We start from the raw sequence: 18,859 nt of genomic DNA on the forward strand, positions 1-18,859 counted from the left end.
AGGAGAAGCAGTGATCAACAAGGTGGTTGGCAGCGCGGCGGAGGCCGTGGCGGACATCCCCGACGGCGCATCGCTCGCGGTCGGCGGGTTCGGCCTCTGCGGCATCCCGGTGACCCTGATCGAGGCCCTGCACGGCCAGGGGACGGCGGAGCTCGAGACGGTGAGCAACAACTGCGGTGTGGACGACTGGGGGCTCGGGATCCTCCTGTCCGACCACCGCATCCGCCGGACCATCAGCTCCTACGTCGGGGAGAACAAGGAGTTCGCCCGCCAGTACCTCGCCGGCGAGCTCGAGGTGGAGCTCACGCCGCAGGGCACGCTCGCCGAGAAGCTGCGCGCAGGGGGTGCGGGCATCCCGGCGTTCTACACGACGGCGGGCGTCGGCACCCAGGTCAGCGAGGGCGGCCTGCCGCAGCGCTACGACGCCGAGGGGAACGTCACGCGAGCCTCCCAGCCCAAGGAGGTGCGGTCCTTCGACGGCGTCGACTACGTGCTCGAGGAATCCCTGCGCCCCGACTACGCGCTGGTCCATGCATGGAAGGGCGACCGCCACGGCAACCTCGTGTTCCACGCCACCGCCATGAACTTCAACCCGCTGTGCGCCCAGGCCGGCCGCATCACCATCGCGGAGGTGGAGGAACTCGTGGAACCCGGCGAGCTCGACCCCGGCCAGGTCCACACGCCCGGCATCTTCGTCCAGCGCGTCGTCGTCGCCCCTGACCCCGAGAAGCGCGTCGAGAAGCGGACGGTCTCGCTGGCCGCACCCGCAGGATCCGCCGCACCCGTCGCCTCCGAAGGAGCATGACCATGGCACTCTCACGCAACGAACTCGCGGCCCGGGTGGCCCTGGAACTCGAGAACGGCCAGTACGTGAACCTCGGGATCGGCATGCCCACCCTCATCCCCAACTACATCCCCGACGGCGTCGAGGTGGTGCTGCACTCCGAGAACGGCATCCTCGGCGTGGGGCCGTACCCGGCGGAGGACGCGGTGGATCCCGATCTCATCAACGCCGGCAAGGAGACCGTGACCGCCAACGTAGGCGCCGCGTTCTTCGACTCGGCGTCCTCCTTCGGCATGATCCGCGGCGGGCACGTGGATGTCGCGGTGCTCGGAGCCATGGAGGTGGCCCGGAACGGCGACCTCGCGAACTGGATGGTGCCCGGCAAGATGGTCAAGGGCATGGGCGGCGCCATGGACCTCGTGTTCGGGGCCAAGCGCGTGATCGTCATGATGGAGCACGTGGACCGTGCCGGGCGGCCGAAGATCGTCGAGTCCTGCTCCCTGCCGCTCACCGGCAAGGGCTGCGTGGACAGGATCATCACCGACCTCGCCGTGATCGACGTCGGACCCGACGGCCTCGTGCTGCGCGAGACGGCACCCGGCGTCAGCACCGACGACGTCGTCGCGGCCACCGGCGCAGCGCTGCGCGTGGAGCTCGGGGGAGAGGCATGATCGAACAGCGCGGCCTGTACTTCGACGAGCTCGAGGTCGGTTCCGTCTATGCGCACCGGCCGGGCCGCACGCTCACCGAGGCCGACAACGTCCTGTTCACCACGCTCACCATGAACACCCAGGCGCTGCACCTGGACGCGGCGTGGTCGGCGGGCCAGCCGTTCGGGCAGCGGCTCGTCAACTCGATGCTGACCCTGGCCACGCTCGTGGGGCAGTCCGTCTCCCAGCTGACGCAGGGCACCATCGTGGCGCAGCTCGGACTCACCGACGTCGCCTTCCCGAAGCCGCTCTTCCATGGGGACACCCTGTACACCGAGACCGAGATCACCGGGGTCCGCCCGTCGTCGTCCCGTCCGGGGCAGGGCGTCGTCACCATGGCGCACACGGGGCGGAACCAGCACGGGGAGGTCGTGGCGACCGCGACCCGCAGCGTGCTCATGTGGTCCTCGACGGGGCCCCGGGACGGCCTGGCATGAGCGGCATCGTCCTCCCCCCTGCACTGGGCCCGGCCCTGCTGTTCTGCCCGGCGGACCGTCCGGAGCGGTATGTGAAGGCCGCGGACCGCTCCGACACCGTCATCCTCGACCTCGAGGACGCCGTCGCGCCGGGGGCCAAGGAGTCGGCGCGGGAGGCGCTCGCCGCATCCACCCTCGACCCGGGGCATACCGTGGTGCGCCTCAACGCCGTCGGGACACCGGACTTCGCACGCGACTGCGACGCCGTCCGCCGCACGCCCTACCGCACGGTCATGCTTGCCAAGACGGAGTCGCCCGACGACGTCGCCGCGGTCCGTGCGGCGCTCGGCGCCGTGGAGGTCATCGCCCTGTGCGAGACCGCGCGGGGAGTCGTGAACGTCGCGGAGATCGCCCGCGCCGAGGGGGTCAGCGCCCTGATGTGGGGCGCCGAGGACCTCGTGGCCTCCCTCGGGGGGACCTCGAGCCGGCGTCCGGACGGCAGCTACCGTGCGGTGGCCCTCCAGGCGCGCTCGCAGGTGCTGCTCGCCGCCGGGGCCGCGGACCGGCAGGCCATCGATGCCGTGTACGTGGACATCACCGACCTCGACGGCCTTGCAATGGAGACCGACGACGCCGTGGCCTCGGGCTTCGATGCGAAGGCCTGCATCCACCCGGGCCAGGTCGCCGCGGTCCGTGCCGCCTTCGCGCCGGCCGCGGCCGAGGTGGAGCGGGCGCGGGCGATCCTGGCTGCGGCCGAGAACGAGCGAGGGGTCTTCACGTTCGAGGGGCGCATGGTGGACGAGCCGATCCTCAGGCACGCGCGCCGTGTTCTGGGCAGGGTGTCGGGCAGCTGACATCCCCGACGGGGGATTGTGCTCCGCACCGATCTTTGTACGCTGGGGCGATGCAACCGCTGCGGTACTCCATCAACCTCACCCTGGACGGGTGCTGCGACCACCGTGTGGGCGAGGCGGACGAGGAACTGCATCGGCACGCCGTGGAGAACCTCGAGCGCGCCGATGCCCTCCTGTTCGGCCGGGTGACCTACGGGATGATGGAGGCGGCGTTCCGCGCGCCGGTCCGAACAGATGCAGCGCCCGCCTGGACGGAGCCCTTCGCCCGCACCATCGATGCGGCGAAGAAGTACGTCGTATCGAGCACCCTGGAGCGCGTCGACTGGAACGCCGAACTGCTGTGTGGCGATCTGGCGGACAGTGTCCGGGAGCTCAAACAGGGGCCGGGCAGAGGGCTGTTCACCGGTGGGGTGATGCTCCCTCGTGCTCTGGCGGAGCTGGGCCTGATCGACGAGTACGAGTTCGTGGTGCACCCACGGATCGCAGGCCACGGCCCTACGCTCTTCGCCGGGCTCTCACAGCACCTGGATCTCCGCCTGGTGGATCGGCAGGAGTTCGACTCCGGTGCGGTGGCCCTGCGATACGAGCCGCGAGGGTAGCCCTGAGGTCCTACCGCATCGAGCCGGTCTGATCTTGTCCGGGTGATCGGACGGCGCTGCGCTCGCCGGACGTACCGTGGCACCGCCGTCCGCCCGATCGTCAGAAGGGCGGCAGGGTTTCCTCATCAGCCACCCCCTCGGTACGCATGGCCGCCTCGAGCTCGCGCAGGATCCGGGCGGTCTCCGCCGAGTGCGGGTCGCCGGGCGGTGGTTCGGGCGGTGTCGTATACGTCCGACCACCCGGTGACAGCCACGTCAGCCCGCCGTCGGGATCGGGCCTCGGCGTCCAGTCCGTCTGGTGCTTCAGCATGTGGTGCCGCCTGCACACGGGGTGGAGGTTGTCCGCACTGGTTGATCCGTCGTCGACCCAGGCGAGCAGATGGTCGAGATCGCAGCGACTCGCGGGGCGGGAGCAGCCGTAGAAGCTGCAGGTCTTCTCCCGGAGCTGGACCCAGGTCCGCAGATCCTCGCTCGGACGGTACCGGGTGCGGTCGAGGCCGAGCACCGCACCCGTGTACGGATGGGTGAGCAGGCGCATCCACGAGGTGGCATCCGCGGCCAGGTGGCGAGCGGCGTCGGCGGGGATGGGGCCGTAGCCCTCGAGCTCGGCCGGTTCGTCGGTGAGTCCCATCAGCGAGAACACCGGGACGGTGACCACGATCCTCGCCGTGGAAGGACGCACACCCTGGCCGGTACTACTGCCTCCGGCGCCGCGCCGGCCGACGCTGCTGCCCGCGGCGTCGAGCCCTTCGCGGCCTCCGCAACCGCAGCGACCGCTGGTGGACGGCGTAGCGGCGGGCCGGCCCGCGCCGAGCAGCAGGTCGGCCAGCACATCGGCCCGCAGCTGAGGCAGCGTCCGCGGATCGTCGCCGCTCCGCAGAGTACGAGCCGCCGCGTCGACCATGGTGTGGGCCGCAAGTGCCTGCTCCGCGGGGAGGTAGGCACTCAACCACGCCATCCCGTCCCGGTCCGGTTCGAAGACGACGCACCGGTCGGCCGCCGCCCTCACCCGGCGCGCGGTCAGCGTCTCGGGGTGGAGCTTCTCCCTCAGCCGACGGCACCGTGCGGTGAGTTTCGGCCGGTTCAGGCTTCCCGCCACCTTCAGGATCTCGGTCTCGAATCCGCGCACGGCCTCGTCGGGGAGGGTGCAGGACTGCTCGACGATGACCGACGCGCGTCCTGGGCAGATATCGCCCTTTTCCAGGGCTGCCAACGTGTCCGTCAACTGGCCGGTCAACGTCAGCGACTCCGAGACGAGCCGCGCGGCGGACCCCTCGGACATCGTGAGCAGTGCTGCGGTCTCGGCGACCGTCTCGGTGAAGGCCAGGGACGAGGCCGGGCCCGACCAGGAATGGTGGTCCGGATTGCTGAAGGTATGGACCTTGGTGACCAGGCGGGCCCGCTGCGCGGCTGCCCAGGACGCCAGCCGGTCCGCGGCCCGCAGCAGGTCGAGGGTCGCGGCGGGACTGGACGGATCCATGGCGCCGGACGCTGCGCCCTCCAACCGGCCGACCAGGCCGTACGGCGTTGCGTCCTCGACGCGCGCACGGGCGTGTTCGTCGACCCCGTCATCATCGAATTCGCCATCCGAACCGAGAAGCTCGTCGAACGCATCCGCAGGCCAGCCCTCGAGCGCCTCGCTGTAGGCGTCCTCGAGAGTCAGCAGCACCGATTCGGTGGTCATGGCTCCAGCCAATCACCTCGCACCGACAAAACGGCCCGTGATCGAAGGCACGAAAAGCGCTGATTCCTGGACTTCCCGACTGGTGGCTGCCGAGCACCGAGCGACCCCAGGCCACGGCGCGAGGCGACCACCCGCTGCGGACCCGCCGACCGCCGCCGCAGGTCTGGACGACAGCCTGCCGCAGGCGCGAAACGACCACTCCCCGCGCAGTCCGGAGGGCCGGCACCGGCAGTCTGCGGGATACTGGGGCCATGGATTTCAGCAACCCCACCCGCGGGCACCGGCGCGTCACCATCCTCGGCTCCACCGGTTCGATCGGCACCCAGGCGCTCGACGTCATCGCCGCCGCCCCTGACCGCTTCAGCGTGGCAGGCCTCACCGCGGGCGGACGGAACCTCGACCTCCTCGCCCGCCAGGCCGTCGCCGTCCGGGCCCCCGCCGTCGGCGTCGCGTCCGCGACCGAAGCCGACCTCGAACTGGCGATCGCCCGTGCCGCCGACGACGCCGGTGTCAGCGGCTACGCCCCGCACCTGTTCGCCGGCGACCGGGCCGCGGCGGACGTCGCCGCCTGGCCGGACGCCGACGTCGTGCTCAACGGGATCACCGGGTCGATCGGGCTGGAACCCACCCTCGCCGCGCTCGGCGCCGGGCACCTCCTCGCGCTCGCGAACAAGGAGTCGCTGATCGCCGGCGGGGCCCTCGTGCGTGCGGCAGCAGCCCCGGGGCAGCTCGTCCCGGTCGATTCCGAGCACTCGGCGATCGCACAGGCACTTCGCGGGGGGACGGCGGACGAGGTGGACCGGCTCATCCTCACGGCGTCGGGCGGTCCGTTCCGCGGCATGACCCGCGCGCAGCTGCGGCACGCGACCCCCAGCCAGGCCCTCGCCCACCCCACCTGGGACATGGGCCGCGTGGTCAGCACCAACTCGGCGTCCATGGTCAACAAGGCCCTCGAGCTGGTGGAGGCGCATCTCCTTTTCGACATCCCGCTGGAGCGCATCGACGTCGTCGTGCACCCGCAGTCCGTGATCCACTCGATGGTCCAGTTCGTCGACGGGTCAACCCTGGCGCAGGCGTCACCGCCCGACATGCGCCTCCCGATCGCCCTCGGCATGGGCTGGCCGTTCCGCGTGCCCGGCTCGGCGAGGGCCTGCGACTGGAGCCGCCCCGAGGAATGGACCTTCGAGCCGCTCGACGACGACGCCTTCCCCGCGGTCGCCCTGGCCAAGCGGGCGGCAGCGGAGGGCGGCACCCGCATGGCCGTCTACAACGCGGCGAACGAGGAAGCCGTGGACGCCTTTCACAGGGGAGTCATAGGTTTCACTGACATCGTGGACACGGTCTCCGCGGTCGTCGAGGAGCAGCGTGCGCAGGATCAGGGCGCAGCCGTCGGCGACCTCACCCTCGACGCCGTCCTCACGGCGGAACGCTGGGCACGCCGGAGCGCCCGTGTCCGTTGTGGGCTCGAGGAGTCGTCCCTGCCGGACGGTGCAGGGGATGTGCAAGGCCAGAAGGAAACGCTGTGACTGTTCTGCTGTTCATTGCCGGAGTGCTCTTCGTCGTCGTCGGGATCGCCGCGTCGATCGCGCTGCACGAGGTGGGCCACCTGGTGCCCGCGAAGCTCTTCCGGGTCCGCGTCACCCAGTACATGGTCGGCTTCGGCCCCACTGTCTGGTCGAGGCGCCGCGGCGAGACCGAGTACGGGCTCAAGGCGATCCCGGCCGGGGGCTACGTCGCCATGGTGGGCATGTTCCCGCCCGCGACGACGGAGGCCGGAGCCGTCCGCCAGTCCAGCACCGGCGTCTTCCAGCAACTCTCCGACGACGCACGGCGGGCCGCCGCCGAGCAGCTCCAGCCCGGCGACGAGGACCGCGTGTTCTACAAGCTGCCCATCTGGAAGCGCATCATCATCATGCTCGGCGGGCCGCTCATGAACCTCCTGATCGGGACCGTCCTCTTCGCGATCCTCATCATGGGCTTCGGTTCCGCGCAGGCCACCACCACGGTCTCCGAGGTGTACCGCTGCGTCGTGCCCGCCAGCCAGCAGGCCGCCACGGGCCAGACCGACTGCGGACCGGACGACCCCGCCGCACCCGCGTTCCAGGCGGGCCTGCAGCCCGGTGACCGCGTGGTCGGCTTCGACGGCCGCGAGGTCACCGGCTGGGACGAGCTGTCCGGCTGGATCAGGGATGCCGCCGGGCGCGAGGTCGCCATCTCCTACGTCCGCGACGGCGAGACCATCGACTCCAGGATCACCCCCCTGCTGACGGAGCGGCCCGTCGCCGCGGAGGACGGCACGGCGGCGGTCGACGACGACGGCACCGCGCTGACCCGGGAGGTCGGCTTCATCGGCGTCGGTTCCACGCAGGAGCTCGTGCCCCAGCCGGCCACCGAGGTACTGCCCGCCGTCGGCGACTCCCTCGCGAGCGTGGCCGGCGTGGTGCTGAATCTGCCGCAGCGCGTGGTCGAGGTGGGCCAGGCGGCGTTCTCGGACGCCCCGCGCGATCCCGAGGGGCCCATCAGCGTGGTCGGCGTCGGCCGGATCGCGGGGGAGATCTCCGCGATGGAGGAGGTCCCCGTCGCATCCCGCGCCGCGACCCTCATCGGACTCGTCGCGGGCGTGAACCTCGCCCTGTTCGTGTTCAACCTGATCCCGCTCCTGCCGCTCGACGGCGGGCACGTGGCCGGAGCGCTGTGGGAAGGGCTCCGCCGCGGCGTCGCACGCCTGTTCAGGCGCCCCGATCCGGGCCCGTTCGACATGGCGAAGCTGCTGCCCCTCACCTATGCCGTCGCGATCCTGCTGATGGGCATGGGTGTCCTGCTGATCTACGCCGACATCGTGAAGCCGGTCGATCTTTTCGGCTGATCGGTTGTAAAACATAATTCAACCTCATACGGTTGAAGAATGTTCGTCCTCACGATCGACCAGGCGGCCAGCCGTACCTCCCCGGACCGCATCCCCGAGCTGCTCGCCCTCCTGCGGCCCGTCCGGGCCGTCCTCCCCTGGGAGCGCTCGGTGGGGGACGAGGCGCAGGGCGTCCTGGCCGATCCGGCCGACGTCGTCGACGCCGTCCTGCTGTGCCTGCGCGCCGGGGGCTGGTACGTGGGGATCGGCGTCGGCATGGTCGAGGAACCCTTCCCGTCCTCGCCGCGGGAGGGCCGGGGCTCCGCGTTCGTCGCCGCCCGCAGGGCCGTGGACCGGGCCAAGAAGACCGGTGACCGCGCGCCCTTGGCGGTCGAAGGACCTCGCGGCCACGCCGACGTGGCAGCGGAGGCCGAGGGGGTGCTCGCGCTGCTCGGCCGGCACGTCATGGGGCGCTCCGAGGCGGAGTGGCGCATCCTCGATCTCCTGCAGCCCGGCGAGCGCGGCACCCAGACCGTCGCCGCGCGGAGCCTCGGGATCAGTCCGCAGGCCGTGAGCAAGGCGGCCGCCCGTGCGGCCTGGCATGAGGAGCGCACGGTCCGTCAGGCAGTTGCACGCCTCCTGGCTTGGGCGGACCGCCCCGATGGAGCCCTGACCCACTGACGGGGGTGGCGTGCTGTAGACATGACGGACGACGGTGAGCGGCACGGTCGACGACCGTTCAGGAGGTATCGGTGGACGCACTGTGGATCGTGGTGGCCCTCGTCGCGGCGGGAGGCCTGGGCTCGCCCGTCACCATGCTCGTGCTACGCCTGGCGCGATCGGTGGACACCGCGGAACGGCGCAGGGAACTCCCCGAGCCCGCCGACCAGCCACAGCTCGAGCTGCCGGAGCCCCCGGCCCACCCACCCCAGGCGCCGATCGACGCCCTGCCCCCGGGCGTGCTCCGCGGCGGACTGGTCATCGGCGTGCTCGAGCGCCTCGCCGTGACCGTCGCCATCCTCGGCGGCCAGCCCGTCGCCATCGCCTACGTCGTGGCGGTCAAGGCCCTCGGACGCTACGCCGAGCTGAAGGAGACCCCCGCCGCGGCGGAGCGGTTCATCATCGGCACGCTGACCTCCCTGCTGTGGGCCGCCGGTGTCGCGACGATCGTCAAGGCCTACCTGCTGGGAGTCACGTAGGGTGAAAGCCATGAGTATCTTCGCCGTCGAGTACGTGTACAACCCCGACCACGACCACCTCCGCGCCGAGCACCGCCCGGCACACCGCCAATGGCTCGAAGGACTCGTCGGCGACGGCCGCGTCCTCGCCTCCGGCCCCTTCGCCGACGGCACCGGGGCGCTCCTGCTCTTCGCCTCCGCGACCGAGGCCGATCTCAACCAGCTCGTGAGCGAGGACCCGTTCGCGCAGGCCGGGGCGATCTCCGCCGTCAAGACCACCGCGTGGAACCCCGTGATCGGAACCTTCCGGGACCTCGTGTGACCTGCATCCCGGCAGGACGACGCAGCGTCCTGCCGGGTGGATAATGAAACCAAGTATGTCGTCACACGTGCGGCCAGGGCCGCCAGCATGGAGGATGTTTTGACCTCGGTCAACCTAGGAATGCCAGCAGCACCGCCGCCCGTCCTCGCTCCCCGGCGCAAGACCCGTCAGATCAAGGTCGGCTCGGTAGGGGTCGGATCCGATTCCCCGATCAGCATCCAGTCCATGACGACGACGCCGACCACGGACATCAACGCGACCCTCCAGCAGATCGCCGAACTGACGGCCACCGGGTGCGACATCGTCCGCGTCGCCTGCCCCTCGGCGGACGATGCCGCGGCACTGCCGATCATCGCGAAGAAGTCCCAGATCCCGGTGATCGCGGACATCCACTTCCAGCCGAAGTACGTGTTCGCCGCGATCGACGCCGGTTGCGCGGCCGTCCGCGTCAACCCGGGCAACATCCGCAAGTTCGACGACCAGATCAAGCAGATCGCCGACGCCGCGAAGGCCGCCGGCACCTCGATCCGCATCGGCGTCAACGCGGGATCCCTCGACCCGCGCCTCATGGAGAAGTACGGGAAGGCCACCCCGGAGGCGCTCGTCGAATCGGCCGTCTGGGAGGCGTCCCTGTTCGAGGAGCACGACTTCCACGACTTCAAGATCTCCGTGAAGCACAACGACCCCGTGATCATGGTCCGGGCGTACGAGCTCCTCGCCGAGCGCGGCGACTGGCCCCTGCACCTCGGCGTGACCGAGGCCGGGCCGGCCTTCCAGGGCACCATCAAGTCCGCCACCGCGTTCGGCGCGCTCCTGTCCAAGGGCATCGGCGACACCATCCGCGTCTCGCTCTCCGCACCGCCGGTCGAGGAGATCAAGGTGGGCAACCAGATCCTCCAGTCCCTCAACCTGCGCCCCCGCAAGCTCGAGATCGTGTCCTGCCCCTCGTGCGGCAGGGCGCAGGTGGACGTCTACACCCTCGCCGAGGAAGTGACCGCCGGCCTCGAAGGCATGGAGGTCCCGCTGCGCGTGGCCGTGATGGGCTGTGTCGTCAACGGACCCGGCGAGGCCCGCGAGGCCGACCTCGGCGTCGCGTCGGGCAACGGCAAGGGACAGATCTTCGTCAGGGGAGAGGTCATCAAGACCGTGCCCGAGGACCAGATCGTGGAGACGCTGATCGAGGAAGCCATGCGGCTCGCGGAGGAGATGGGGGAGGCTGATGGCGAAACTGCTGGCCAGGGTGGCCCCATGGTTACCGTTAGCTAGGCCCCAGCCCGACCCGGAGGGGCCGTGGTCCTTCCGGGTGCTCGGCGAGACCGACACCCCGGACCTCTGGGCCCTCGTCGACGCGGACCCCGTGGCCAACGTCTTCGTCGCCTCGCACCTCGAGGCGACGGGCAGCGCCGCGCCGTCGTTCGCCGGCGGCGAGGTCATCGGGATGTTCCGCCACCACGAGCTCCGCGCCGCCTGCTGGGCCGGGGTCAACCTCGTCCCGGTCGGCGTGACGGACGAGACCGGCGCCATCTTCGGCGACCACCTCGGCCGCTCGGGGCGCACCTTCTCCTCGATCTTCGGCCTGTCCGAGGGGGTGATGGATCTGTGGTCCACGCTCGAGGACTACAGCGCGGAGCCGTTCGACGTCCGTCCCACGCAGCCGCTCATGGCCATCGACACGGATCCCCTCATCACCCCGGCACCCGATCTGCGCTTCACGCGTCCCGACGAACTCGACCGCCTGCTGCCGGCCTGCGCCGCGATGTTCGAGGAGGAAGTGGGCTACTCGCCGTTCATCGGCGGGTCCGACCACTACCGCCGGCGGGTCGCCTCCCTGATCGGCCGCCGGCATTCGCTCGCGGCGTTCGACGACGACGGCACCGTGATCTTCAAGGCCGAGCTCGGCACCGTGTCCTCGCAGGCCGTCCAGGTGCAGGGGGTCTGGGTGAACCCCGACCACCGCGGCCGAGGGCTCAGCGCCGCCTACATGTCCGGCGTCGTCGTCGCCGCCCGCTCCCTCGCGCCCACCGTGAGCCTCTACGTGAACTCGTACAACGCGCGCGCCATCGCGGCCTACAAGCGCGTGGGCTTCGAGCAGGTGGACACCTTCGCGACGATCCTCTTCTGAGGACGGGTCCGTCGCGCACGCGACGGCGGCGGGGTGTGCGGACCGGCTAGATTGGTACCTGTTGTCTCCCGCCGGACGGCGGGGGAGTGGATGGCAGTGCTCGATCAAGCAGCGCCCGATGAATACGAACGGACACCCGCGTGGTCTTACGACTCTCGACCCTTTTCCTGCGCACCCTGCGTGACGATCCAGCCGACGCCGAAGTCGCCAGCCACCGCCTCCTGGTCCGGGCCGGCTACATCCGGCGCGCGGCCCCCGGCATCTACAGCTGGCTGCCCCTGGGCCTGAAGGTCCTCGCCCGCGTGGAGGGCATCATCCGCGAGGAGATGGAGGCCATGGGCGCCCAGGAGGTCCACTTCCCGGCGCTGCTGCCCAGGGAGCCCTACGAGGCGACGAACCGCTGGACCGAGTACGGCGAGGGCCTGTTCCGGCTCCAGGACCGCAAGGGCGCGGACTACCTCCTGGCGCCGACGCACGAGGAGATGTTCACGCTGCTCGTCAAGGACCTGTACAGCTCGTACAAGGACCTGCCGCTGAGCCTGTTCCAGATCCAGACCAAGTACCGCGACGAGGCACGCCCGCGGGCCGGGCTCCTCCGTGGACGTGAGTTCATCATGAAGGACTCCTACTCCTTCGACATCGACGACGAGGGACTCGAGGCCAGCTACCAGCTCCACCGGGCGGCCTACCTGCGCATCTTCGAGCGGCTGGGCCTCGAGGTCATCCCCGTGACGGCGACGGCCGGCGCGATGGGTGGCTCGAAGAGCGAGGAGTTCCTGCACCCCACGCCCATCGGCGAGGACACCTTCGTCCGCTCGGCCGGCGGCTACACCGCGAACGTCGAGGCCGTCACCACCGTGGTCCCCGACGCCGTCGACCACTCGGACGCTCCGGCGGCGGAGGTACGGGACACCCCGGACACGCCGACCATCGACACGCTCGTGGCCGCCGCCAACGCCATGGCCGCCCGCGAGGACCGTCCCTGGACCGCCGCGGACACCCTGAAGAACGTGGTCCTCGCCGCCGTCCTGCCCACCGGGGCGCGCGAGATCGTCGTCGTCGGTGTGCCCGGCGACCGCACCGTGGACCTCAAGCGCATCGAGGCGAACATCGCGGGCCACCTGGAGACCGGCGGTGAGGTGGCCGTCGAGGCCGCCACCGAGGACGACCTCAAGAAGCACCCGGGGCTCGTGAAGGGCTACATCGGACCGGGCCTCACGCCTGACGCCGCCGTCCTCGGGGCCGGGTCCGCCACGGGCCTGCGCTACCTCGTGGACCCCCGCGTGGTCAGCGGCACCGCATGGATCACCGGCGCCAACGAGCACGGGAAGCACGTGTTCGGCCTGGTCGCCGGTCGCGACTTCACCTGGGACGGCGTGGTCGAGGCCGTCGAGGTGCGCGAGGGCGACGAGGCCCCCGACGGCTCCGGACCGCTGGTCGCGGCCCGCGGCATCGAGATGGGCCACATCTTCCAGCTCGGACGGAAGTACGCCGACGCGCTGGGCCTGAAGGTCCTCGACCGCAACGGCAAGCTCGCCACGGTGACCATGGGCTCCTACGGTGTCGGCGTGACGCGCGCCCTCGCGGCCCTCGCCGAGGCGAACCACGACGACCGCGGCATCATCTGGCCCCGCAACGTGGCGCCCGCCGACGTGCACATCGTCGCCACGGGCAAGGGCACCGAGGTGTTCGAGGCCGCCGAGAAGCTCGCGGCGGAGCTCGAGTCCTCCGGCCTGACCGTGCTGTACGACGACCGCCCCAAGGTCTCCCCGGGGGTGAAGTTCGGCGACGCCGAGCTCATCGGCGTGCCCACCATCGTCGTCGTCGGGCGCGGGCTCGCCGACGGCGTGCTCGAGGTCAAGGACCGGCGCACCGGTGAGGCGCAGAACGTGGCCGTCGACGAGGCTGCCGCGCTGCTGCGCGAACTCACCGCGCACTGACCTTGGGAGGTTCGGGACTCGAGGAGCTGCACCTCGCCACGATCCTGCTGGTGCTCGTCGCCGGATACGCCGCCGGCTGGGTGGACGCCGTCGTGGGCGGCGGTGGCCTGCTGCAGCTGCCGGCGCTGCTCCTCGTCCCCGGCATCGCGCCCGTGGAGGCGCTGGCCACCAACAAGATGGGATCCATCTTCGGCACGACGACGAGCGCCATCACCTACTACCGGCGCGCCCATCCGGACCTGCGGACGGCGCTGCCGATGGCGGGGGTGGCCCTGATGGGCAGCTTCGGCGGGGCCGTGCTGGCGTCCTCGCTGCCGTCGTCGGTCTTCAAGCCGATCATCGTGGTGGCGCTCATCGCCGTCGCGGTGTTCACCGCACTGAAGCCGACCGTCGGGACGCTCACCGAGCTGCGGTACCAGGGGGCCCGGCACTACGGGACGGCGTGTGCGATCGGGCTCGTCATCGGCTTCTACGACGGACTGATCGGCCCCGGCACCGGGTCCTTCCTGATCATCGCGATGGTCACGCTGCTGGGCTACAACTTCCTCGGTGCCAGTGCCAAGGCCAAGATCGTGAACATGGCGACCAACTTCGGCGCCCTCATGTTCTTCCTGCCCAGCGGGTCCCTCCTGTGGGGCCTCGGGCTGCTGCTGGGCGTCGCGAACATGGCCGGCGGCTACACCGGCTCGCGCATGGCCATCAGCCAGGGCAGCCGCTTCATCAGGATCGTGTTCCTCCTCGTCGTCGGCGCCCTGATCGTCAAGCTCGGCTACGACGTGTGGGTCGAGAACGTCCGCCCGCTGGTGACAGGAGGCTGACGGCCGCCCGCGCCCGTCAGAGGGACGGCAGCGCTCCGACCGGCGGCAGGCCGTCCAGCGTCCTGCCCAGGACGGAGCTCGCCACCCACAGCGACCGCTGCGCGTCCCCGGGGACGCCTTGGCCGAGGTACGACAGCGCATTGCGGACCTCGCGGACCACGGTCCAGCCCCGGGCCAGCTCCGCATCGAGGCCCGCGGCCTCCGCCAGCGCCCGGCAGTGCGCCTGCAGGTGACCGGCAGGATCGCCGGCGTCGAGCTCGTCGAGCCTGTTCCACAGCATGGGCGCCACCGCGTACTCCGCGTCACCCAGCACGGGTTTCGGATCGATCGCCACGAAGTCCCCGAGCCGGTTCGGCGACGTCGGGAGGAGGTTGTCGTAGTGCAGGTCCGTGTGCACGAGGACGTCCCTCTCCGACCGTCGGCCGATGACCCCGCGTGACTGGCAGACCTCCAGCGCGGCCTCCATGAGCCAGCGCGGGAACGGTTCGCCGAGCTCGTCCCACTGTGCTGGGAGCGTGTCCGTCCACTGCTCGGCCTCGGACGCCAGGTGGGGGAAGGCCGCCCAGGGTGCGCTCGTGCCTGCCCGGAGGCAGAGCCGCCGCAGGACCTCGCCCCACGGTGCGGGCGTCTCGTCGAGCGGCACGTCCCGTAGCGAGTGGTCCCCGTCGAGACGCTGCAGCAGCAGGGCGTACTCGGGGCGCGAGGCGGAAAGCAGGCGGACCGCGCCCGTCCCGTCCCACAGCTCCAGCGCGTCGGGCTCGGGCAGGGCTTCGTCGTGGGGGATGCTCAGCTTGAGGACGGCAGGGGGCGCATCACTGTCGCGGCGCAGTACCGGCACGACGACGGCGCACCGCCCGGCCCACCCGGGCTGCCCGGGCCGGAGGTCGAGGTCCAGGTCCCAGGCGTCGAGTCTGTCCGCCAGCAGACCGTGCCAGGTGCGCGTCCACCGGGCGCCGCCGTCGATCGTCGCCGCGGACCGGACGAGGGCCGGCGGGAGATCCGGGAGGGCCGTGACCCGGCCGGGGGCCGTGGACCGTCCGCCGTCGCCGGCTTCGCTAGCCACCGGGCTGCTCCGTCGGGTGCACGGGAGCCGGGTCCGGGGTGGCTGCCGACGGCGGGGTGCTGCCGGCCAGTCCGGGGAGCGCTTCCAGGGGGGTGCCGGCCTCGATGCTGCGCTGGGCGGCGGCGCTGAACGAGGTGACGGCCCACGCCCGGGTCTCCGGACCGACCGTCGCGATGAGGCCCGCGTAGAGCTCGGCGTGCTCCTGTTCGATGGCGCGCGTCGCGGCGAGCGGATCGGCGCGGAAGTCCGGGCCGATCGCATAGCCCGCCGGCGTCGGGTCCGCGGGGACGCACAGGGCGGCGAGGCGATCGGCTGCGGCGTCCGCCGCCTCCCGGTGGGTGGACGCCGCGTCCAGCGCCCGTGCGGGCTCCGGGAGCAGCGCCGCGGCGACCTCGTACGCGTACCGGGCCTGGTCCTCCGCGGTCCGCGCGCCGAGGAGGGCCCGGCGGTCGGCATCCGGGCCGACCGGGGTCCCGGAGCACTCCGTGGGCGCCGGTGTACCACCGAGCGGTTCTGTCTGTTCTGCCGGTGCTGCCAGGTCCGCGAACGGGCCGGTGCCGGCGGCGAGGTCCACGGCGGACAGCGCGCCCGGTGCGGGCAGCCCGGGGTCGGCCCCCAGGGCCTGGCCGAGCCGGAGGGCGTGCCGCCACTGGTTGACGCCGGCGGCGGCCAGCACGCGGCCGGGACCGGGGTCCGCGCGGGCTGCGTCCCGAAGGCTCAGGAGTGCGCTGTCGCGGAGGATCGCCAGGACGGCGGGGGCGTCGGCCGGTGCCGCGGAGGCAGCGTCGTCGCCGGCCGTGCGGGTGCCCGTGCCCGGGTCCGCCGCGGGACCCGAGCCGCCCGGCTGTCCGTCCGGAACCGGGCTGGTGCGGGCCGGGGGGCCGTCCTCCGCCGTCGGGGCGGGGGAGCGCGGCAGGGCGACGGCGTCCNGCGACGGCGTCCGCCTGCTCGTCGAGGTCCACGGCGGCCGCTGCCAGTTCCGCGGCGGCCGCCGGGGCCAGCCCGGGGTCGGCCGCCGTGGTGCGCGCCCGGTCGGCCGCGGCACGGTAGCGGTGTTCGGCGTCGAGCTGTGCCTGTTCGGAGACGGAGTAGACGCGCGCCTGCGGTTCCGGGGCCCGCACGCCCAGCCCGACGCCGACCACGAGCAGCATCACGGCGAACAGACCGGCAAGGCCCGCCGACCGCCGCGCCAGGCGTCCTGCGCGGGATCCGCGGCGCCCTCCGCCGGCCCGCTGCCTGTCCGTCTCCGCGCGCTTCGTCACAGTTCCCGATGATGTCACGGCGCTTCCCGTTTCGGCCGCCGATACAGCCGGTGCCGCGGAATGTCGGTACTCTTGGAGCACAACATCATCGAGTGGGAGGCAGCCATGGCGGTCCGGTCCGGGAACGAAAATCATGCCTCGACCCGCAGGTCGGCCTCAGAGGTCGAACTGCAGGCCGAAGCGCAGCGCCTCTGGACCAGACTGAAGCCGGTGGTCGACCAGCACAACCTCTATCTGGAGGACGTCGAAGTCAAGATCGCAGGGTCCCATCGCACGGTGCACATCGTCGTGGACCTGCCCGAAGAGACCACGGGGAGCGTCGGTTTCGATGTGATCTCCGCCATCTCGACGGACCTCTCCGCAGCGATGGACAGCCTGGAGGACGACGACCGTCCGTACAACCTCGAAGTCTCGTCACCCGGGGTCTCCCGTCCCCTCACCGAACCGCGGCATTGGCGCCGCAACGTGGGGCGCATGGTCGAGGTGAAGCCCGTGACCGGCGACGCGGTCCTCGGCCGCCTGCAGGACGTATCGGACACCGGGATCCGGCTGCTGCCGCAGCTGCCGGTCAAGAAGGGCATGAAGCCCAAGCAGGGCGATCCGCTCGCCCTCGAGTTTTCCAAGATCCGCAAGGGGACCGTGCAGGTCGAATTCGCGCATCTCGAGGATGAACACCACGATGACAGCGATGGGGCCGATCCGGAGATCTCCGGCGCCGTGCACCACGCGTAAGGAGACCCACATGGATATTGATATGAGCGCGCTGAGACTCCTCGAGCACGAGCGCGAGATCCCCCTCGACAAGCTGGTTCCCACGATCGAGCAGGCACTGCTGATCGCCTACCACCGCTCGCCCGGCTCGCACGAGACCGCCCGCGCCGAGCTCGACCGCCGGACCGGGCACGTCACCATCTGGGCCACCGAGAAGGACGAGGACGGGGCGCCCGTCGGCGAGTTCGACGACACGCCCACCGGCTTCGGACGCATCGCGGCGAGCACCGCGCGCCAGGTCATCCTCCAGCGCCTGCGTGACGCCGAGGACGACAACATCCTCGGGGAGTTCCGCGGCAAGGAGGGTGAACTCGTCGCCGGCATGATCCAGCAGGGCACCAACCCGCACATGATCCAGGTGAACCTCGGCTCGGTGGAGGCGGTCCTCCCGCCGCCGGAGCAGGTGCCGGGGGAGAAGTACCTGCACGGCACCCGGTTGCGCGCGTTCGTGGTCGACGTGCACCGCGGCATGAAGGGGCCCTCCATCACGCTGTCCCGCTCGCACCCCGGCCTCGTGCGCAAGCTCTTCGAGCTGGAGGTGCCCGAGATCGCCGACAGGACCGTCGAGATCGTCGCGCTCGCCCGCGAAGCCGGACACCGCACCAAGATCGCGGTCAAGGCGAACATCCCGGGCGTCAATGCCAAGGGGGCCTGCATCGGCGAGATGGGCAGCCGCGTGCGCGCGGTCATGAACGAACTGAACGACGAGAAGATCGACATCGTGGACTACAACGACGACGCCGCCGCCTTCATCGCCAGCTCCCTCTCGCCGTCGCGCGTGACCTCCGTGACGATCACCGACGAAGCCACCCGCTCCGCGCGCGTCGTCGTCCCGGACTACCAGCTGTCCCTCGCGATCGGCAAGGAAGGCCAGAATGCCCGCCTCGCCGCCAAGCTCACGGGCTGGCGGATCGACATCGTGTCCGACGCCGCGCAGCAGGCCTCCGCGGCGAAGGCCTAGGCCTGCGGGTCGGGCGGCGGCATCGGAAGGGGTAGAATGGAAGGGACTGCTGCCCGGTCGCGCCCGGAAGAGGCTGTACGCCGAAACGATTCCGGGCACCGACCGATGGACGCACATCCGATACGCACCTGCGTGGGATGCCGTCGGCGGGACCGCCAGTCACACGTGATGCGGGTTGTTGCACGACCGATCGACGGCCAGATTGCCGCCGTCATCGATGAGCGGCGCCGGTTATCCGGACGGGGTGCTTGGCTGCACCCCGACCCGGCATGCATGGAAACGGCCGTCAAGCGGAAAGCCTTCAACAGGGCCTTCCGCGGGCCGGTGGACACTGCGCAGTTCGCAGCGTCCTTCCACGCATATTTGGAGCGTCGAGACGGACGCTCCGATTCAGCACCGTCCTCCCTGAAAGCGGGTCAGCACCCTTATGGAAACCCGATGAGCACCCAGCGATGAGTGCGCAACGATGACCAATCCGTTGCGCTCAGCATTCGATCTGCCAGACGCGTTCGCGCCTGGGATCAGCACTA

20 protein-coding genes are annotated in these 18,859 nt (G+C 71.1%); 17 read left to right on the plus strand and 3 right to left on the minus strand.

Annotation, left to right across the window (positions count from 1 at the left end):
• Positions 1 to 10: 10 nt before the first annotated feature.
• The 5 genes from RY94_RS15925 to RY94_RS15945 are packed head-to-tail and all read left to right on the plus strand — an operon-like array spanning position 11 to position 3,363.
• A complete protein-coding gene (locus tag RY94_RS15925; protein ID WP_043447441.1) occupies positions 11 to 805 on the plus strand; it encodes a CoA transferase subunit A in 795 nt (264 codons plus the stop codon).
• A 2-nt stretch (positions 806 to 807) separates the two neighbouring features.
• A complete protein-coding gene (locus tag RY94_RS15930) occupies positions 808 to 1,455 on the plus strand; it encodes a CoA transferase subunit B (protein WP_043447443.1) in 648 nt (215 codons plus the stop codon).
• The gene (locus tag RY94_RS15935; protein WP_043447445.1) at positions 1,452 to 1,931 is read left to right on the plus strand and encodes a MaoC family dehydratase; all 480 of its coding nucleotides are present in this window, start codon (positions 1,452 to 1,454) and stop codon (positions 1,929 to 1,931) included. Before RY94_RS15930 ends, RY94_RS15935 begins: the two co-directional genes overlap by 4 nt.
• Positions 1,928 to 2,764, plus strand: coding sequence for an HpcH/HpaI aldolase/citrate lyase family protein (locus RY94_RS15940; RefSeq protein ID WP_043447758.1), 837 nt, complete (start codon positions 1,928 to 1,930; stop codon positions 2,762 to 2,764). The genes RY94_RS15935 and RY94_RS15940 overlap by 4 nt, the downstream gene beginning before the upstream one ends.
• A gap of 50 nt (positions 2,765 to 2,814) precedes the next feature.
• Complete coding sequence (locus RY94_RS15945) at positions 2,815 to 3,363, plus strand: dihydrofolate reductase family protein (protein WP_043447448.1); 549 nt, start codon at positions 2,815 to 2,817, stop codon at positions 3,361 to 3,363.
• 100 nt (positions 3,364 to 3,463) lie between these two features.
• Here RY94_RS15945 and RY94_RS15950 read toward each other — a convergent pair whose 3' ends face one another.
• Positions 3,464 to 5,047 carry an HNH endonuclease signature motif containing protein gene (locus RY94_RS15950; RefSeq protein ID WP_052274494.1) on the minus strand — a complete coding sequence of 528 codons (1,584 nt, stop codon included), beginning with the start codon at positions 5,045 to 5,047 and terminating at the stop codon, positions 3,464 to 3,466.
• A gap of 251 nt (positions 5,048 to 5,298) precedes the next feature.
• On the opposite strand from RY94_RS15950, the gene dxr reads away from it, so the two are divergent.
• The 9 genes from dxr (at position 5,299) to RY94_RS15995 (ending at position 14,272) form a co-directional block, all read left to right on the plus strand.
• The gene (dxr, locus tag RY94_RS15955; protein ID WP_052274495.1) at positions 5,299 to 6,573 is read left to right on the plus strand and encodes a 1-deoxy-D-xylulose-5-phosphate reductoisomerase; all 1,275 of its coding nucleotides are present in this window, start codon (positions 5,299 to 5,301) and stop codon (positions 6,571 to 6,573) included.
• On the plus strand, positions 6,570 to 7,913 hold the full coding sequence (locus RY94_RS15960) for a M50 family metallopeptidase (protein ID WP_043447451.1): 1,344 nt from the start codon (positions 6,570 to 6,572) through the stop codon (positions 7,911 to 7,913). The genes dxr and RY94_RS15960 overlap by 4 nt, the downstream gene beginning before the upstream one ends.
• 39 nt (positions 7,914 to 7,952) lie before the next feature.
• Positions 7,953 to 8,573, plus strand: coding sequence for a hypothetical protein (locus tag RY94_RS15965; RefSeq protein ID WP_043447454.1), 621 nt, complete (start codon positions 7,953 to 7,955; stop codon positions 8,571 to 8,573).
• Between the two features lie 71 nt (positions 8,574 to 8,644).
• Positions 8,645 to 9,091: a hypothetical protein gene (locus RY94_RS15970; protein WP_043447457.1), complete on the plus strand. Its 447-nt coding sequence runs from the start codon at positions 8,645 to 8,647 to the stop codon at positions 9,089 to 9,091.
• A gap of 10 nt (positions 9,092 to 9,101) precedes the next feature.
• Positions 9,102 to 9,392, plus strand: coding sequence for a YciI family protein (locus RY94_RS15975; RefSeq protein WP_043447460.1), 291 nt, complete (start codon positions 9,102 to 9,104; stop codon positions 9,390 to 9,392).
• Between the two features lie 99 nt (positions 9,393 to 9,491).
• Positions 9,492 to 10,658 carry a flavodoxin-dependent (E)-4-hydroxy-3-methylbut-2-enyl-diphosphate synthase gene (gene ispG, locus RY94_RS15980; RefSeq protein WP_043447463.1) on the plus strand — a complete coding sequence of 389 codons (1,167 nt, stop codon included), beginning with the start codon at positions 9,492 to 9,494 and terminating at the stop codon, positions 10,656 to 10,658.
• A 37-nt stretch (positions 10,659 to 10,695) separates the two neighbouring features.
• Positions 10,696 to 11,514 (plus strand): GNAT family N-acetyltransferase, encoded by an 819-nt coding sequence (locus RY94_RS15985; RefSeq protein ID WP_231554571.1) that lies wholly within the window; start codon positions 10,696 to 10,698, stop codon positions 11,512 to 11,514.
• Positions 11,515 to 11,654: 140 nt separating this feature from the next.
• Positions 11,655 to 13,454: a proline--tRNA ligase gene (locus RY94_RS15990; protein WP_043447470.1), complete on the plus strand. Its 1,800-nt coding sequence runs from the start codon at positions 11,655 to 11,657 to the stop codon at positions 13,452 to 13,454.
• Positions 13,455 to 13,456: 2 nt separating this feature from the next.
• Positions 13,457 to 14,272 (plus strand): sulfite exporter TauE/SafE family protein, encoded by an 816-nt coding sequence (locus tag RY94_RS15995; protein WP_043447472.1) that lies wholly within the window; start codon positions 13,457 to 13,459, stop codon positions 14,270 to 14,272.
• Between the two features lie 16 nt (positions 14,273 to 14,288).
• Here RY94_RS15995 and RY94_RS16000 read toward each other — a convergent pair whose 3' ends face one another.
• On the minus strand, positions 14,289 to 15,335 hold the full coding sequence (locus tag RY94_RS16000) for an aminoglycoside phosphotransferase family protein (RefSeq protein WP_082046450.1): 1,047 nt from the start codon (positions 15,333 to 15,335) through the stop codon (positions 14,289 to 14,291).
• On the minus strand, positions 15,328 to 16,380 hold the full coding sequence (locus RY94_RS16005) for a DUF4439 domain-containing protein (RefSeq protein ID WP_043447475.1): 1,053 nt from the start codon (positions 16,378 to 16,380) through the stop codon (positions 15,328 to 15,330). Before RY94_RS16005 ends, RY94_RS16000 begins: the two co-directional genes overlap by 8 nt.
• 322 nt (positions 16,381 to 16,702) lie before the next feature.
• Between RY94_RS16005 and rimP the strand changes: the two genes are divergently transcribed.
• The 3 genes from rimP to RY94_RS17565 all read left to right on the plus strand — a co-directional run bounded on the left by rimP (position 16,703) and on the right by RY94_RS17565 (position 18,785).
• Complete coding sequence (rimP, locus tag RY94_RS16010) at positions 16,703 to 17,329, plus strand: ribosome maturation factor RimP (protein ID WP_052274526.1); 627 nt, start codon at positions 16,703 to 16,705, stop codon at positions 17,327 to 17,329.
• A 10-nt stretch (positions 17,330 to 17,339) separates the two neighbouring features.
• The gene (gene nusA, locus RY94_RS16015; protein ID WP_043447478.1) at positions 17,340 to 18,329 is read left to right on the plus strand and encodes a transcription termination factor NusA; all 990 of its coding nucleotides are present in this window, start codon (positions 17,340 to 17,342) and stop codon (positions 18,327 to 18,329) included.
• A gap of 105 nt (positions 18,330 to 18,434) precedes the next feature.
• The gene (locus RY94_RS17565) at positions 18,435 to 18,785 is read left to right on the plus strand and encodes a YlxR family protein (protein WP_082046451.1); all 351 of its coding nucleotides are present in this window, start codon (positions 18,435 to 18,437) and stop codon (positions 18,783 to 18,785) included.
• The last annotated feature ends 74 nt before the right edge of the window (positions 18,786 to 18,859 follow it).

The organism is Arthrobacter sp. L77, from assembly GCF_000816565.1.
In the GTDB taxonomy this organism is placed as follows: Bacteria; Actinomycetota; Actinomycetes; order Actinomycetales; family Micrococcaceae; genus Arthrobacter_D; species Arthrobacter_D antioxidans.

What these genes read in the sequence shown, in the direction of transcription:
- nusA (WP_043447478.1), top strand. Translation starts at nt 17,340, where the DNA reads ATGGATATTGATATGAGCGCGCTGAGACTCCTCGAGCACGAGCGCGAG.
- dxr (WP_052274495.1), top strand. Translation starts at nt 5,299, where the DNA reads ATGGATTTCAGCAACCCCACCCGCGGGCACCGGCGCGTCACCATCCTC.
- RY94_RS15965 (WP_043447454.1), top strand. Translation starts at nt 7,953, where the DNA reads ATGTTCGTCCTCACGATCGACCAGGCGGCCAGCCGTACCTCCCCGGAC.
- RY94_RS17565 (WP_082046451.1), top strand. Translation starts at nt 18,435, where the DNA reads ATGGACGCACATCCGATACGCACCTGCGTGGGATGCCGTCGGCGGGAC.
- RY94_RS15930 (WP_043447443.1), top strand. Translation starts at nt 808, where the DNA reads ATGGCACTCTCACGCAACGAACTCGCGGCCCGGGTGGCCCTGGAACTC.
- RY94_RS15945 (WP_043447448.1), top strand. Translation starts at nt 2,815, where the DNA reads ATGCAACCGCTGCGGTACTCCATCAACCTCACCCTGGACGGGTGCTGC.
- RY94_RS15975 (WP_043447460.1), top strand. Translation starts at nt 9,102, where the DNA reads ATGAGTATCTTCGCCGTCGAGTACGTGTACAACCCCGACCACGACCAC.
- rimP (WP_052274526.1), top strand. Translation starts at nt 16,703, where the DNA reads ATGGCGGTCCGGTCCGGGAACGAAAATCATGCCTCGACCCGCAGGTCG.
- RY94_RS15950 (WP_052274494.1), bottom strand. Translation starts at nt 5,047, where the DNA reads ATGACCACCGAATCGGTGCTGCTGACTCTCGAGGACGCCTACAGCGAG.
- RY94_RS15940 (WP_043447758.1), top strand. Translation starts at nt 1,928, where the DNA reads ATGAGCGGCATCGTCCTCCCCCCTGCACTGGGCCCGGCCCTGCTGTTC.
- RY94_RS15935 (WP_043447445.1), top strand. Translation starts at nt 1,452, where the DNA reads ATGATCGAACAGCGCGGCCTGTACTTCGACGAGCTCGAGGTCGGTTCC.